General features: G+C 54.4%; 16 protein-coding genes and 1 other annotated feature. Of the genes, 5 read left to right on the top strand and 11 right to left on the bottom strand.

The features are described from left to right. The first annotated feature begins 9 nt into the window (after nt 1–9). A complete protein-coding gene (comER, locus tag D3P09_RS19475; RefSeq protein WP_120113059.1) occupies nt 10–849 on the top strand; it encodes a late competence protein ComER in 840 nt (279 codons plus the stop codon). Between the two features lie 52 nt (nt 850–901). Here the strand turns inward: comER and leuS are convergent, their stop codons facing one another. From leuS to D3P09_RS19450, 5 genes are all read right to left on the bottom strand, one after another. Beyond that, nucleotides 902–3,340, bottom strand: coding sequence for a leucine--tRNA ligase (gene leuS, locus D3P09_RS19470; RefSeq protein ID WP_120113058.1), 2,439 nt, complete (start codon nt 3,338–3,340; stop codon nt 902–904). Between the two features lie 61 nt (nt 3,341–3,401). Beyond that, nucleotides 3,402–3,636, bottom strand: a binding site (T-box leader). 84 nt (nt 3,637–3,720) lie between these two features. Further along, nucleotides 3,721–4,125 (bottom strand): hypothetical protein, encoded by a 405-nt coding sequence (locus tag D3P09_RS19465; protein WP_120113057.1) that lies wholly within the window; start codon nt 4,123–4,125, stop codon nt 3,721–3,723. Nucleotides 4,126–4,350: 225 nt separating this feature from the next. Next, a complete protein-coding gene (locus D3P09_RS19460; RefSeq protein WP_120113056.1) occupies nt 4,351–5,106 on the bottom strand; it encodes a GNAT family N-acetyltransferase in 756 nt (251 codons plus the stop codon). Next, nucleotides 5,072–5,440, bottom strand: a complete 369-nt coding sequence (locus tag D3P09_RS19455) for a hypothetical protein (protein ID WP_243644314.1) — start codon at nt 5,438–5,440, stop codon at nt 5,072–5,074. The genes D3P09_RS19460 and D3P09_RS19455 overlap by 35 nt, the downstream gene beginning before the upstream one ends. Nucleotides 5,441–5,506: 66 nt before the next feature. After that, the gene (locus D3P09_RS19450; protein ID WP_120113055.1) at nt 5,507–5,707 is read right to left on the bottom strand and encodes a YwbE family protein; all 201 of its coding nucleotides are present in this window, start codon (nt 5,705–5,707) and stop codon (nt 5,507–5,509) included. 118 nt (nt 5,708–5,825) lie between these two features. On the opposite strand from D3P09_RS19450, the gene D3P09_RS19445 reads away from it, so the two are divergent. Beyond that, nucleotides 5,826–7,406, top strand: coding sequence for a DEAD/DEAH box helicase (locus tag D3P09_RS19445; protein WP_120113054.1), 1,581 nt, complete (start codon nt 5,826–5,828; stop codon nt 7,404–7,406). Between the two features lie 48 nt (nt 7,407–7,454). Here the strand turns inward: D3P09_RS19445 and D3P09_RS19440 are convergent, their stop codons facing one another. Both D3P09_RS19440 and murA read right to left on the bottom strand, forming a co-directional pair. Beyond that, on the bottom strand, nt 7,455–8,120 hold the full coding sequence (locus D3P09_RS19440) for an HAD family hydrolase (protein WP_120113053.1): 666 nt from the start codon (nt 8,118–8,120) through the stop codon (nt 7,455–7,457). A 29-nt stretch (nt 8,121–8,149) separates the two neighbouring features. Then, nucleotides 8,150–9,439 carry a UDP-N-acetylglucosamine 1-carboxyvinyltransferase gene (murA, locus tag D3P09_RS19435; RefSeq protein WP_120113052.1) on the bottom strand — a complete coding sequence of 430 codons (1,290 nt, stop codon included), beginning with the start codon at nt 9,437–9,439 and terminating at the stop codon, nt 8,150–8,152. Between the two features lie 450 nt (nt 9,440–9,889). On the opposite strand from murA, the gene D3P09_RS19430 reads away from it, so the two are divergent. Then, nucleotides 9,890–9,979, top strand: a complete 90-nt coding sequence (locus D3P09_RS19430) for a sporulation protein YjcZ (RefSeq protein ID WP_116045057.1) — start codon at nt 9,890–9,892, stop codon at nt 9,977–9,979. A gap of 151 nt (nt 9,980–10,130) precedes the next feature. Here D3P09_RS19430 and D3P09_RS19425 read toward each other — a convergent pair whose 3' ends face one another. The 3 genes from D3P09_RS19425 to D3P09_RS19415 are packed head-to-tail and all read right to left on the bottom strand — an operon-like array spanning nt 10,131 to nt 13,312. Continuing rightward, complete coding sequence (locus D3P09_RS19425) at nt 10,131–10,934, bottom strand: Cof-type HAD-IIB family hydrolase (protein ID WP_120113051.1); 804 nt, start codon at nt 10,932–10,934, stop codon at nt 10,131–10,133. 39 nt (nt 10,935–10,973) lie between these two features. Then, the gene (locus D3P09_RS19420; RefSeq protein ID WP_120113050.1) at nt 10,974–11,768 is read right to left on the bottom strand and encodes a pseudouridine synthase; all 795 of its coding nucleotides are present in this window, start codon (nt 11,766–11,768) and stop codon (nt 10,974–10,976) included. A 2-nt stretch (nt 11,769–11,770) separates the two neighbouring features. Next, nucleotides 11,771–13,312, bottom strand: a complete 1,542-nt coding sequence (locus D3P09_RS19415; RefSeq protein WP_120113049.1) for an RsmB/NOP family class I SAM-dependent RNA methyltransferase — start codon at nt 13,310–13,312, stop codon at nt 11,771–11,773. Nucleotides 13,313–13,453: 141 nt separating this feature from the next. Between D3P09_RS19415 and D3P09_RS19410 the strand changes: the two genes are divergently transcribed. Together D3P09_RS19410 and D3P09_RS19405 are read left to right on the top strand one after the other, a co-directional pair. After that, nucleotides 13,454–13,975, top strand: a complete 522-nt coding sequence (locus D3P09_RS19410; RefSeq protein ID WP_120113048.1) for a thioredoxin family protein — start codon at nt 13,454–13,456, stop codon at nt 13,973–13,975. Further along, complete coding sequence (locus tag D3P09_RS19405) at nt 13,975–14,511, top strand: PCYCGC motif-containing (lipo)protein (protein ID WP_120113047.1); 537 nt, start codon at nt 13,975–13,977, stop codon at nt 14,509–14,511. Before D3P09_RS19410 ends, D3P09_RS19405 begins: the two co-directional genes overlap by 1 nt. A 103-nt stretch (nt 14,512–14,614) precedes the next feature. Here the strand turns inward: D3P09_RS19405 and yjbM are convergent, their stop codons facing one another. Beyond that, nucleotides 14,615–15,421, bottom strand: a complete 807-nt coding sequence (yjbM, locus tag D3P09_RS19400; protein ID WP_120113046.1) for a GTP diphosphokinase — start codon at nt 15,419–15,421, stop codon at nt 14,615–14,617. Nucleotides 15,422–15,427 lie beyond the last annotated feature (6 nt).

The raw sequence follows: 15,427 nt of genomic DNA, 5'->3' as shown, positions 1-15,427 counted from the left end.
GGGCTTAGCATGAATGTAGGATTTATCGGAACGGGCTCGATGGGAACATTGCTGATAGAAGCGCTGGTCGCTTCCGGCGCCCTTGCGCCTGCAGAAATCGCCATCAGCAATCGCACGTATGCCAAAGCGCAGGCGATAGCCGACCGGTATCCCGGCATGAGAGCCGAATATACGAACGCGGGGACCGCCCGCGGCAGCGACATCCTCTTCCTGTGCGTCAAGCCGCATGAGTTTATTCATGTTGTTCAGGATATTAAATCCGTCATCCTGCCCCAGCAGATTGTCGTGTCGATCACAAGTCCCGTTCTCGTCTCTCACCTGGAAGGAGAGCTGAACTGCAAGGTTGCCAAAATAATCCCCAGCATAACCAATATGGTATGGAGCGGGGCTTCTCTGTGCATCTACGGCGAGACGATGATCGAGAAGGATAAGAAGCGGCTGGAGTCGCTATTCTCCCACATCAGCGAGCCGCTGCGCATTGAGGAGGACTATACGCGCATCGTATCTGACATTTCGAGCTGCGGCCCGGCGTTCATGGCTTTTCTGCTGCAGCAGTTCATAGATGCGGCGGTAGAAGAGACGGGCATTCCTCGCAGCGAAGCGCTGCAAGTTGCGGCCAATATGCTGCTGGGCACCGGCTTGCTGCTTACTGAAGGACGGATGACTCCGGAAGAAATTCAGGAGCGCGTCGCGGTGCCGGGTGGCATCACAGCGAAGGCGCTGCATCTGCTGCGGAGGGAGACCGACGGCATCTTCAACAGTCTGATTAGAACGACACATGCCAAGTACAACGAGGATCTCGTTAAGGTTTCTACCGCTTTCTACGGCGAAGAGGTGAACGGACAATAGCTGTTCTTCAGCTAAAGCCCGCTCACCTCTTCGGATTGCGAGTCGTATTCGATTAGTTGGCTACAATATTGACAAGCTTTCCTTTGACCGCGATAACTTTGCGGACGGTCTTGCCAGCGATCAGCTCTTGCACTTTCTCCCGTCCTTTCGCCAAGGCCTCCATATCCGCTTCATTCGTATCGGCAGCGATCGAGATGCGCTCGACGATTTTGCCGTTCACCTGTACAACGATCTCCACTTCCTGATCGACTGTCCATGCTTCGTCATACGTCGGCCAAGCGGCATAAGTGATCGAGCCTTCAAAGCCAAGCTTCTCCCACAGCTCTTCCGCAATGTGCGGCGCGATCGGGGAGAGCAGCTGCACGAACTGCGCCATCGCTTCACGCGGCAATACATCGGTCTTGTACGCTTCGTTCACGAAGATCATCAGCTGGCTGATAACCGTATTGAAGCGCAAATTCTCGTAATCGTCCGTAATTTTCTTAATGGAGCGATGCCACGTGCGCTTGAATACGTCGGTTGTCTCGCCGTCACCAATTTTGGAGCTGATGGTTCCGTCCTCATTCACAAACAGACGCCATACGCGCGCCAGGAAGCGGTAAGAGCCTTCTACGCCATTCGTGCTCCAAGGTTTTGTCGCCTCAAGCGGCCCCATGAACATCTCGTACATACGAAGCGTATCCGCGCCGAATTCGTTCACGATATCGTCCGGGTTGATGACGTTGCCGCGCGACTTGGACATCTTCTCGTTGTTGGTGCCGAGGATCATGCCTTGGTTCACCAGCTTGTGGAACGGCTCCTTCGTATGCACAATGCCCAAATCATACAGCACCTTGTGCCAGAAGCGCGCGTACAACAGGTGAAGCACCGCATGCTCCGCGCCGCCGATGTACAAGTCTACCGGCAGCCATTCCTTCTGCTTCTCAGGCGAGCAAATCTCCTTGTCGTTCTTCGGATCGATGAAGCGCAGGTAATACCAGCAGCTTCCCGCCCATTGCGGCATTGTGTTCGTCTCGCGGCGAGCCTTCATGCCCGTCTCCGGATCAACCGTGTTGACCCACTCCGTCACGTTCGCCAGCGGGGATTCGCCCGTGCCGGATGGCTTGATTGCATCGACATCAGGCAGCAGCAGCGGCAATTGGTCTTCCGGCACCGGCTTCATCGTGCCGTCCTCCAGATGCAGGATCGGAATCGGCTCGCCCCAGTAGCGCTGGCGGCTGAACAGCCAGTCGCGCAGGCGGTAAGTAACCTTCGCCTTGCCTTTGCCCGCCTCTTCCAGATGCGCGATCATCGCTTTGATCGCGTCTGCGTTGTTCAGTCCGTTCAGGAAATCCGAGTTGACATGCTTGCCGTCTCCCGCGAAAGCTTCCTTCGAGATGTCCCCGCCTTCCACTACTTCAATAATCGGCAGATCGAATTGCTTCGCAAACTCCCAGTCTCTTGCATCATGGCCCGGAACGGCCATAATCGCGCCTGTGCCGTATCCGGCAAGCACGTAATCGGCAATCCAGATCGGCGTTTTTGCGCCATTCACCGGATTGACCGCATATGCGCCCGTGAATACGCCCGTTTTGTCCTTCGCGAGATCTGTGCGCTCCAGATCGCTCTTGCGCGCAGCAGCTTCCTGATAGGCTTCTACGGCTGCTTTCTGCTCGGCAGTCGTAATCGAGGCCACCAGCTCATGCTCTGGAGCCAGAACGCAATATGTCGCGCCGAACAATGTATCCGGGCGAGTCGTAAACACATCCAAAGAACCTTCATGCCCGTCAATATCGAATGTAACTTCCGCGCCCGTCGACTTGCCGATCCAGTTGCGCTGCATATCCTTGATGCTCTCCGACCAGTCCAGCTCTTCCAGATCATCCAGCAAACGGTCTGCATATTCCGTAATTTTCAGGATCCACTGGCGCATTGGCTTGCGGATAACCGGGTGGCCGCCGCGCTCGCTCAAGCCGTCGATCACTTCCTCGTTCGCAAGAACGGTGCCAAGCGCCGGACACCAGTTGACCGGCACTTCCGCTACATAAGCCAGACCGCGCTTATACAGCTGAATGAAGATCCATTGTGTCCATTTATAATAATCGGGGTCCGTCGTGCTGAATTCGCGATCCCAATCGTAGGAGAAGCCCAGCGATTTGATCTGACGGCGGAAGTTGTCGATATTCTTGAACGTAATATCACGCGGATGCTGCCCTGTGTCGAGCGCATGCTGCTCCGCAGGCAGGCCGAATGCATCCCAGCCCATCGGATGGAGTACGTTGAAGCCTTTCATCCGCTTGTAGCGGGATACGATATCGGTAGCGGTATAGCCTTCCGGATGGCCTACATGAAGCCCCGCGCCAGACGGATACGGGAACATATCCAGAGCGTAAAATTTAGGCTTCCCTGCGTCTTCCTTAGTCTGGAACGTCTTGTTCGCGTCCCAATATTGCTGCCATTTCGGCTCAATCGCTAGCGGATTATAGCCGTGTCGTTGGTGTTCCTGAGTCATTCGTGCTTCCTCCTAATCGTCTAGAAAACATAAAAAAACCTCCCGCCCCCAGCGGATTAACGCTAGGGACGAGAGGATATTCTCCCGTGGTACCACCCTAGTTAGCATCAGGCATGCCCTGCCCTTGCTCACTTGTCGTCCTTAACGCGGACGATGCGGAACGGTTCGCCTTAGCTGCTAAAGGTTGGCCGTTCGGCTCCGAGGCGAGCTTCCCTGCGCGCATGGTCCGGCTTTCACCAACCGCCGGCTCTCTATTCCGATGCAACGCCTGTACTGTTCCTCTTCAACGCCAATTCCTATCATTCAAACAATTACTACCGATTATATAAGTCCTTGCTCTTTCATGTCAAGCCGGCAGCGGCCTTGCAGCTCATAATTTCTCAAGCGGCTTCCCTGGCCAAGCCTCTTCTGGCAAATCCAAACGTCACGCATACGCAGACCATCAGCGCACCGTGCAACAATATTCCCAATACCGCGGTATACCCGCTTATGATAAACCCCAGCATCCATAACCCGAACGGGGGAATCTGAATGATGAATATCGCCGAGAGAGCAGCAATAAGCAAGCCGTCGCTAAGTCCTTCCTTCATCCAAGGGCGGGCAGACAGCAATCCAAGCAGCAGCGCGCCGGCAATGATCGAACATATCCCCCAAAACCGGACGGTATCCCGTTCAGAACCGGCCTCCGGTCCCAGGAAGTCTGCTGCAAGCCAGGTTGTGCCGATATAAGCGAGACCTGCGATGACAGATAGTAAGCCTGCCAATACAATAAAGGTTCTAGTCATACCTATCTCTCCTTGTATCTGTATGTTCGCCGTGAACGAGGACTAAGCAATTTCCACAATGACGAATAATCTCCATCAGCTTGCCCTTTTCCATGATCATCCATCCGCATCTACTCTTACTAACGCTGCTTTTCCACCGCAAGTTGCACCAGATTCTTTTTATGATGATGTCGCTGCACTTCCTAACAAAAAAAGCTCCCCGAAGGGAGTCATCATTTTGATCCACTATTTCTTCACCCGGTACCAATATTCGTATTGTGTCATAAACCCGAATTTGTCATATAGCCGATTTGCTGCCGCATTGCTCTTCACAACAAGCAGATAAGCCATTCTGGCGCCATGCTCGCCAGCCCATCCCAGCAGCCCGAGGGTAAGCGCCTCCCCGTACCCCCGGCCGCGCTCGCTTGCGTCCGTTACAATATCATACAAGCCGGCATAGCCCTCCTCCAGCACGACCATCCCTGCTGCAACTGGAACATCCCCGCGCTTGAACAGGCCGAACGCTCTGCGCAAAGGCTGTCCCGCCAGCATCCGCCGTGTCGTATCCCGTGCCCGGTCGCTAAGGCCCTGTAACCGGACAATGGCCTCCAGCCATTCGTCCGTTAGTTCCGCGCTCCAATGGAAGCCCTCCCCATATCGGGGTTCCGGAAGCTCGTCAATCGATGCAGTCTTGACCAGCGTATGGTCGATCCGCTCGTAACCCAGCTCCTCCAGCCTGGCATCCAGGGTGCCAGGTTCCGCAAATGGCGTAATTTTAAAGACAACCGGCTGGCCTTGAGCACGGTATAGCTCCTCGCAACGCCCAATCTGCCTATCCAGATCGCCGCTAAATCCATAGATCGGCTGAACCGAATTGGATCGCTTCGTATAGCCCTCGGTAAATCGAAGCAGCCAACCGTCCTGCAGAATCGTCTGCAGAGCCGGCCAGCCGTTCAAGCTTAGTTCTTCAATCCGTCTGTTGCCAAGCTTTCTCTCCTGCAAGATCCCCGTCTCCCCTCGTACCCGCTCCAAAGGTCCGGATGCCGAACCGCTCCATGTGGTCGTACCGGCCTTCTTTCTGTAAAATTTCAGCCTGCTTATAACCTATCAGATCAAAGTGAGGATACTCTTCGCGCTTATGGATGTAGGCCGGATTCAAGCCGTTCTCCCTGCACCAGGCAGCCAGCTTGTCCAAATCCGAGCACCCTGCCTTCGTAACGGTCCGAACGCCGGGAAAGCGTTCGTCCAGCCAATAGTGCGTCAGGAAGGCGATCTCCCCACGCAGGACGCGCTCCTTCCATTCCCTCATCTCCTTGCGGGTAATGCCGAATGCCATGCTGCCGATCCTCCTTGCCTTCCGCCGAAGCCCCTTCGCTCCAGAGCCGCTGTTCATGTTCTGATCTTACGACAAAATTTCTTTGACGCGGCCGACTGCGCCATCCTGCAGTCTTACTTTAATGCCGTGCGGGTGCTGCGGAGAATTCGTCAGAATATCCTTCACGACGCCCCTGGTCAGCTTCCCGGTCCGCTGATCCTGCTTCAGCACGATATGCACTTCCAGTCCGGGCTTAATCATGGACCGGATTGTTCCTGATGTCTGCATGCTCTCATTCCTCTTCTTGATGATGGCTATAAGCATAGCATATGCATTTCTAAGATGCACATGTTCTCTGCAACTGTTATACTTAACTACATATGACATGAAATGAGGAACATATCGAATGGCTAACGCATTCCAAGCGCTCGGGGTAACCGGGGGGCTGAACGACTTATTGAAACAGGCTGGCATTAGCGAGCCGACCCCTGTACAGCGGCAGACGATTCCGCTGCTGATGAACGGCAAAGATGTCATCGCTCAAGCTCAGACGGGCACAGGCAAGACATTGGCCTTCGCCTTGCCAATTCTGGAGCGGATTAATGTAAATAAAGAACAGGTGCAAGCGCTTATTCTCACTCCGACACGGGAATTGGCTATCCAGATTACAGCCGAGCTGAAGAAGCTTGCGCCGGCGGTCGGCGCCAATGTGCTGGCGGCTTACGGCGGTCAGGACGTGGAGGCGCAGATCCGCAAGCTCCAGCGCGCGCCGCATATTGTAGTAGCGACTCCTGGACGGCTGATCGACCATATGACGCGCGGAACAGTAAGCCTCGGCAAGCTGTCCATGCTCGTGCTTGATGAAGCGGATCAAATGCTGCATATGGGCTTCCTGCCCGAGGTCGAGAGCATCATCACTCAGACGCCAAGAGCGCGCCAGACTATGCTGTTCTCCGCTACGATGCCGGATGCCATCCGCAGGCTTGCCTCGGAATATATGAACGCGCCGGAGGATGTGCAGATCCGCAGCGCCAATGTTACGCTGGACAGCATCAAGCAGCTTGTAGTAGATACGACTGACCGCGGAAAGCAGCGCGCGCTGGTCCATCTGATCGAGCAGCACCGGCCCTACCTGGCCGTTATCTTCTGCAGAACAAAAGTTCGGGCGAAGAAGCTTAATGAAGCGCTACAGGATCAAGGCATCGAATCGGACGAGCTGCACGGCGACTTGACGCAGGCGAAGCGGGAGCAAGTCATGAAGCGATTCCGCGAAGCCCGTCTCCAGGTGCTCGTAGCAACCGACGTAGCGGCCCGCGGCCTTGACGTAGAAGGCGTCACCCATGTATACAATTACGACATGCCGCTCGATGGCGAAAGCTACATTCACCGTATCGGCAGAACCGGCCGCGCCGGACAGAAGGGCATGGCCGTCACACTCGCGACGCCGTACGATGCCTCCAAGTTGGCGGCGATCGAGAAGAGCATCGGCGCCCGTCTGGAGCATCGCTCCATTGACCGCGAAGGCGAACTGTCTTCCGCTCGCGGGGCACAACGCCCTAACGGCAATGAACGCAGCCGTGAAGGACGGGGCCAGGCTTCCGGCAGACCGGCAGGACGGGGCCAGGCTTCCGGCAGGCCGGCAGGACGAAGCGGCGGACGCGGCAGCGACCGCAAGGGACTACGCGAAGGAGGCCGCGGCTCCGCGAAGCCGACTGCCCGCAGTCAGAAACCGACTGCTGCAGTGGCAGACAGCAGCAATCCGTGGGCGGTTGCGGACGAGTCCGGCAGCCCGCGCGGCAAGCAGCGGGATGGCGGCAACCGCCGGGATAGCGGTCGTTCCTCCGACCGCGGGCCGAAGCGTTCTCCAGCGGCTGGCGGCAAGAGCCAGAGAGGCCAGCAATCCGGCGGACGATCCGGCGGGCGCAGCAGCGGAAGACAAGGAAAACCAAGCGGCGGCGGGCGCTCAGGCGGACGCGGCAATCGATAAAGCAAAGAAACCCAGTCCGAATATCGGACTGGGTTTCTTGCATTGGTGTTAACCGGCTGATTCGTGGGGACTGTTCGCGCTAATAAGATGCGAGACAACCTCTTCGGGGGTCGCAAATACATGCTGGGGCTGCCCCTGCTCAAGCAGCTCCAGCTCTCCTTCCCCCCATAGCGCAGCGGCGCTTGCCATGCCGGCGGCGGATGCTGCCAGCATATCGCCAAGCTGGTCGCCTATGTACATGCATTCGGCGGCGGGCACACCCATTTGTTCTGCCGCCAGCAGCAAGGGAGCGGGCTTCGGCTTATGCTCCTCCGTATCCTCTTGGCCTACGATGCAATCAAAAAAAGATAGCAGGCCGTTCGCCTCCAGCTCGCGCAGGACATATGCCTTACGTTTGGAAGATACGATTCCCAGGGGGTATCCCGACTCCGCCAGCCGCTCCAGCATATTCCGCACGCCAGCGTAAAGCGAGATGGCGGTGCAGTTCGCATCATAATAGCGAATGGCATGCTCGAATATTCGAGCGCCGTGTTCCGGGTAGAGAATGCCGATGACTTTGGCAACGGGCTTGCCTTTGAGTTGATTCAGCTCTTCCTCCGTCGCTTCCCGCTCCAGCACAGAACGGAACCCGGCCCGATTCGCTTCAGTAGCAAGATTCTCGCTATCCTGCAATGTACCGTCCAAATCAAACAATATGCATGAAACAGCCCTCATTACCAGCTCCCCCAATCTTGAGATCGACCTTAATTCACTTGCGGCAGCTCTATATCCGCATCATGGGTTTCACGCACTTCCAGCTTCGCGCCAAGCGAACGGAATGAGTCCACGATATTCTCATAGCCGCGTTCGAAATGATAGACGCCTGTAATTTGCGTGGTTCCTTCAGCCGCCAACCCTGCAAGCAGCAAGCAAATGCCCGCGCGAATATCAGAGGCATGAACCAAATTGCCGCGCAGAGGCAAGCCGCCCTTAATAAAAGCAGAGCCTGTGCGGAGTTCGATGTCGGCTCCCATTCTTCTCAGCTGCTGCACATGCGCGAACCGCTTCGGATAAATTTTGTCCGTTACGATGCTTTTGCCCGGAGCCTGCAGCATTAGCGCAGTGAGCGGCTGCTGCAGATCGGTAGGGAAACCTGGGTACATGCCTGTTCTCACTCGGGTCGCCCGCAGCGGACCCTCGCCGTAAGCGGTAATAGAGTCGCTGTTTGTCTCAATCTGAAGACCGATTTCTCTCAGCTTGGCAATCGTCGATCCCAGATGCTCCGGAATGACATCCTCAACCGTTATGGTTCCGCCGGTAACGCCGGCAGCGATCAAGAAAGATCCCGCAATAAGCCTGTCGGGAACTGCTGTATACGTACAACCGTGCAAATATCGAACGCCTTCAATACGGATCGTGTCCGTTCCCGCTCCCGTTATGCGCGCTCCCATGGCGATAAGCAATTGGGCGGTATCGACAACTTCAGGGTCCTTCGCCGCATTGCGCAGCACGGTTGAGCCCTTGGCCCGCACCGCTGCCAGCATCGCATTAATCGTAGCCCCCGATGTAATGGTGTCGAAGTAAATATCGGCGCCCTGCAATTGACGCGCGCTTGCTTCGTAATACTTCTCATGGAAAGACAACTGGGCGCCTAGCGCCTTTAAAGCCTTGATATGCTGGTCAATCGGACGATCGCCGAAGTCATCCCCGCCCGGATAGCCCACAGATACCGTTCCGCAACGGCTCAGCAACGCGCCTATGAAATAGTAAGCTGTTCGGAAAGTTGCCGATTTGACAGGGTCGATCTTGGCATGGCGAATGCCGGCCGGATGAATAGCTACCGTGCCTGAGCCCGTCACTTCCATGGAAATTCCGATTTCATGAGCGATTTCCCTAATGACGCGATAGTCGGCGATGTCAGGAATGTTGTGTAATATAACGGTTTCATCCGTTAAGCATGCCGCAGCCACCAGTGCCAGCGAGCTGTTCTTGGAGCCCGGGATCTTGACCGAACCGCGCAATCCGGGAGAGCGTTCCACTTGTAAGACTTTCATGAATAGTTGTACCTCCGCATTAAGTAGATGTAGGCTGTGCAATAAGTTGATGTATATTGAATCGTCGCTCTGTTATGTCCTAAGTTATTCAATCCATAGATCCGTCTGTCAGATGACGGATCTGCATGGGAGCATAGCCGTACTCCTGCCACTAGGATGGAGCTGAGTAATAGCAGGCCTGAAAAAAGCCAGACTGGTCAAATGTCCCATAGTATCCTTTCAATCTTATTCATTTTGATTCATGGTTGTCAATGAATCCATGCGCTTTTCTTCATGAACTTTTTTTCATTATTTTCCCCAACCGCAAATCGGGTTTCTAATTCGGCTGGACAGCCGTCCAAGCCAATTCGTACGCGGCGCATAGGATATCGTATACCGATAAAGGGGAGCTCCCCTACCAAGAGCCTGCAGGCCCCGCCTATCGGTAACTACAGTCTAGGAGGAATTGACATGTCCGGTGTGTATGGAGGCTACACGACGACAGGTGTAATCCTGGTTCTGTTTATTCTGCTCGTCATCATTACGAGAGTATTCCTGTAATAAACAAACCTTGACATCTGTTGCGAGAAAGAAGCGGATCGTGCCGTAACCTGAGCTTGCTGCATAGCGCATTCTCCATATGTCATAGCATGAGAAAAAGGACGTTCTCGGGCTCTGCCCGATCCGTCCTTTTTTGCCAGGTGCAAATCTATTATTCCTGCTGCCAGGCATATTGCCTGATTGCTGCCGCGACTCCACCTTCATTGTTGGAACCCGCAATCCGGTCGGCCGCTTCCTTCACGGCTTCCGGTGAATTGCTCATCGCAATGCCAAGTCCGGCATATTGAAGCATGGATATATCATTGTAATAATTGCCGATCGCCAATATTTTCTCCCTGTCAATTCCTTTCCCTTCGGCAAACTGCTTCAGCGCTACTCCTTTGCTGGAGCTGGGACTTTGAACGTCTATGAAGAAATCTCCGCTGCGGATGAATTGCAGGCCGTGCTTCCTTTGCGCCCAATGCGACTCTGTGCGGTCCATCAGTTCCTTGGAGCCGAATAGCGTCACTTTGACCATGCCTTCAGGAAGCTGCCCGGCAAAGCTGCTCATAATAGGCTCAACTTTATGATGCTCATACATTCGCAAGACTTCTTCCGTCACCGTCTCTACATACATATCAAAAGCAGTGTTCAGGTCAAAGTGAATCTGGTGCTCCCTGCAATAATCGAGCACTCCCAACAAATCACCGCTGTCGATATCATATTGGAACAAAACCTCGCGGTCTTCGGAACGAATAGTTGCCGCGCCGTTATGCGTAATGAGAATGCCGCTAAGCTCAAGCTCCGACAGAACGGGGAAGGTTCCCATCGGTCCTCTACCCGTGCATAACACAATGTCGGCGCCTCCCTGCACCGCCTCGTGGACGGCTTCCTTCACTTCTTCAAGCAAGTTATGGTCATCCGTAAGCAGCGTACCATCTACGTCAAGAGCAATTAAATCGTAAGCAAGTTTCATTCTGTCAACGCTCCTATCCCATTTTCTATGTCTTGGTTCTCACTGCTTGCCCGTGCCTCGATGGGCCTTCAGCAGCTCCACTTCCTCTTCCGTCAGTTCCCGGTAATGTCCTTCAGGCAAATACTCGTCCAGCTTTAGCGGCCCCATGGACACACGCTTTAGAGTCAGCACTTTTTTGCCTACAGCCTGGAACATTCTTTTGACCTGGTGAAACTTTCCTTCCCTGATCGTCAGACGGATAAGAGAATGGACTGGCGCAGCCTGATCTCCGTCATCGTCTATGACACCGTTCGAATCTCGGGGCAGCGAGCGGCTTAGCACTTGCAGCTCTGCAGGCAATGTCACATATCCGTCATCCAGCGTCACGCCGGCCTGGAATGCGCTCGCATCATCTTCGTTCACATTCCCTTGCACTAGCGCCTCGTACATTTTGTCTACATGCTTGCGGGGAGACAGCAGTTCATGAGCCAGTCCCCCGTCGTTGGTCAGCAGAAGCAGCCCTACCGTATCCTTATCCAGCCGTCCGACTGGAAACGGGTTTAGCAGCCGGTCCTCCGGCGCCAGCAGGTCAACAACGGTCCGCTCTCTGCCATCCTCCGTTGCAGAGATGACGCCCTGCGGCTTGTTCATCATCAAATAGATTACATCACGGTAAACGACCGTCTCGCCGTCGAAGGTAACCTTATGCTGGGCTGGCGTGACAATGAGTCCGCTATCCTTCACTACCTTGCCGTCCACTGCTACTTTCCCGAGCTTGACTGCCCTCTTGATCTCGCTTCTCGTCCCGAAGCCCATATGCGCAAGCAGCTTGTCTATCCGTAATTTTTCTGCCATCGTTATTGCTGCCTCCATCCGGCCGGCAGCTCGTTCTTCAGCATGCCGTCCACATATTTCCCCCAGCCGATCGGATACCCGTCAGCACAGACCAGCACATAGCCTTTCGCTAAAGCTCCATCGGCAATGTCCAGTTCCCCTTTATCCACAAACAGCGTCTCGCCTCTCAAATACCGCTGAATCTCGTCAGACTCCGCCCTCCAGCTGATCGAGCGCTTGGCTTCCGCACGCGTCAATCCCATTGCAAGCGCCTGGGAAGGAACGAATCTGCCCTTTTTCGAATCGCCGAGATACCAGCCCGGACGCACGACTCGAAGCCGGTCCAGTGACGGCAGCTGAGCAGAGGCCAAATAGACCAGCGAACCGTAATGCACAACGTTCATCGTCTCCAAAGTATGAATCAGCCCAAGCTCCTCCGCCGCGAACTTGCGCCAAGCGTCGGCAGGTACTACTTCTATGGCTGGAGTCTTGTCCCCACGAACAGGCCTCGTATCCTCGGCCCGCTTCTTGTCCTTCTTGCGCTTGACAGGGCCGGCGCTCACGTCCTCCGGAGCTTTCTCACGGATGTCCAATATGCCGCCGGCAGCTTCGCGCTCCTCCGATTTGCGCAGCACTGCTGCGTAATGTCCTTCGCCCTCCAGCAGATGAGGCCATAGCCTTACCGTGCCGAGAAGGCTGTGTGCACGCTCTTCCCCAAGCTTGCCAGCCGCAGCTGCGTCGATCCACTCCGGTCTTCCCTGCGAGATGCCGCCAGCGGGATGAACCTTCTCTACTGCGAATTCGGGATGGCGAAGCAGGAACTTGGCAATTTGCGATTCGTTCTCCTCCGGCGAAAACGTACATGTCGAATAGACTAGCAGTCCCCCTGGTGCAAGCATGGCCGCCACATGCTCCAATATGTCATGCTGCATCTCCATGCAGCGTTCAACCGAGTAGCTGTCCCAGCTTGCCGCCATGCCCTCATCCTTGCGGAACATGCCTTCGCCTGAGCAAGGCGCGTCAACGAGAATGCGGTCGAACCACTCGCGGAATGCAGGCACAAGCGCAGCTGGCTCCTCATTGAATACCGCTGCGTTGCGCACTCCGGCCAGCGCGATATTTTTGGCCAGCGCTTTCGTTCGTTCTGCTGAATTGTCATTGCTGATCAAAACGCCTTCTCCCATTAGCTTGCCGGCAATCTGTGTCGACTTGCCGCCAGGGGCTGCGCACAGATCCAGCACGCGATGGCCCGGGCGCACATCCAACAGTTCTACAGGCAGCATAGCGCTCGGTTCCTGGATATAGTACAAGCCGGCATGATAATGCGGATGCTTGCCCGGTCTGTCGCCTTCTTTATAATAGTAGCCTTCCTTTGCCCAAGGTACGGGTCTGACGGATTCACCGCCTAACGGCGATATCCGCCTCCATTGTTCCCGGTCGAGCTTAAGCGGATTGATCCGCAAGCCATATACTCTCGGAGCATCGTAGGATGACATAAAATTGTCAAATTCCGATTCAAGCAATTTTTGCATTTTTTCTAGAAACTTTGCCGGTATATTGCCCATTCTGCGCCTTTCCTCCCGCTGTGTCCCGTAGGACATCCTGCATGTACAAACCTACTCCGCTTTGGTATATAATAAAAAGTAAGTGAGGCATGAACGACTTGCATATTGACATGACCATCACATTGAAGCGGAGGTTAAAAGATGAAAAAGAAAAAGAAGAAGTTTAGTATGATTTACGTGTACATCGGTGTAGTCATTATTTTATTCGGTTCTATCTTTGTGCTTGGCAATCTGGAGAAAGACAATAAGCTTTACGGGATGCCCGCTTCCGAATTGAACCCCGCCACACGCTCGCTGCTTGACAATCCTAACTATCAGAATATCATATTGCCTGCTGAAATGGATAATAAGATTGACGCAAAAGAAGACTTCTTTTTGTATGCGTTTTCCTCGACTTGCAAATACTGTCTGAACACAACGCCTCAAATTATGCCGATCGTCAACGATATGGGAGTTGATATGCCGATGTTCAACTTGCTGGAATTTGGCGAATACGGCATGAAGCTGAATGTGGAATCGACACCTACGCTGCTGTACTACAAGGACGGCGTGGAAGTTGACCGGCTGGAAGGCGGCCTCCGCGAAGAGGGCACAACGGTCGGGCATACGCTTGACGACTTCAAAGCATTCTTCACCAAACATGCGGGAGCTGATGCGCAGTGATGAGAAGGAGCGAAGCACCGTCTTCCGAACCTAATGAAGCTGGCAGCCAAGAACAAGGAAGCACTGCAAGATCGATTATGTATGCTTTATTGTTAGGATTCGCCCTCATTACGCTGCTGGCTGCCTGCGGCACCAGCGACGACAAAGGCAAGGCGCATCTCCATGGTTCGGAGATGTGGGAGACTACTTCATCCGTCACAACATTGCCCGGCTTTCTGAAAAACCATACGAAGCTGACAAAGGATCTCTATTCTGAAGTTCATAGCCACATGCATATGCTTAGCGGCATTCCTTGCTACTGCGGCTGCATGCAGGGCACCGAATTCGACGAGCCCCATGACTCGCTGCTGCGCTGTTATTGGGCAGAGCACCCCGCGGATGACGGCAGCGTAACCTGGACAGACCACAGCACGAGCTGCGGCATCTGCAAGAAAGAGATGGAGGAAGTTATCGCCTTAAGCAAGCAAGGCAAGACGGCTGAGGAAATCCTGACGTATATTAACGACAACTATCAACCGAAGAAATCCTCAAGCTAGTTTTGCCTAAGCCATCCTTTTTCCATCAGGACTCATAAGTGAACAAGAAACCTCCGGCACAGCCGCTTGAAGCGGCCGTACCGGAGGTTTTTACAACCCTTGATTAATCGCTGGCGCTGGTCTTCTTCGCCTTTGCAATCGATTGGCTGATATCCACCGCGAGAGAAGAGAGTCCCGCATAGTCTTCTTGCTCGAACAGCTCATTGAACTTCATCTGGAATTGCGCCGCTTCGCGGATGCGATGATAGAAGTACAGATCCTGAATGCCGCTGAGCACGCGCGAGACGACATTGGATTCTTCCTCGAATTCCGTCTGCGCATCCAATATCTCCTTGCGGATGCTTGTCATCTCGTTATCCAGATGAAATGCGGCTTCTGCCGCTTTCTTAAGGCGGATGCGCACCTCATCGGGCAAGCTTTCCTTGAATTTATAATGGAGGGAATGCTCAATCGTCGCCCAGAAATTCATCGCGAGGGTCCGTATCTGGATTTCTGCCAGCACGTCCATTGAACCAAGCGCAGTCTGCACCGGGTACTTCACGATCATATGGTAGCTTCGATAGCCGCTTTCCTTGTAATTTGTAATATAGTCCTTCTCATAGACAAGCTGCAGGTCCTTGCGATTGCGGATCAATTCCGCCACGCGCCGGATATCGTCGACGAACTGGCACATAATTCGGATGCCCGCTATATCCTCGATGCCTGTATCAAGCTGATCCGAGGCGACGCCAAGCCGCCTTGCCTTCTCCAGGATGCTGGAGACCCGCTTCACCCGTCCCGTTACGAATTCAATCGGGGCGTAGGCTTCCCGCAGCTTAAGCTCCATGCGCATCGTCTTGAATTTTACCTTCAGTTCCTCTACTGCTTGTTCATAAGGCTGTAAAAATAGACTCCAGTCTCGTCCGTCCATCCGGCC

Source organism: Paenibacillus pinisoli, from assembly GCF_003605435.1.
GTDB lineage: Bacteria > Bacillota > Bacilli > Paenibacillales > Paenibacillaceae > Pristimantibacillus > Pristimantibacillus pinisoli.
The sequence above is the reverse complement of the archived record's forward strand: the minus strand, read 5'-3'. Positions and strand labels throughout refer to the sequence as shown.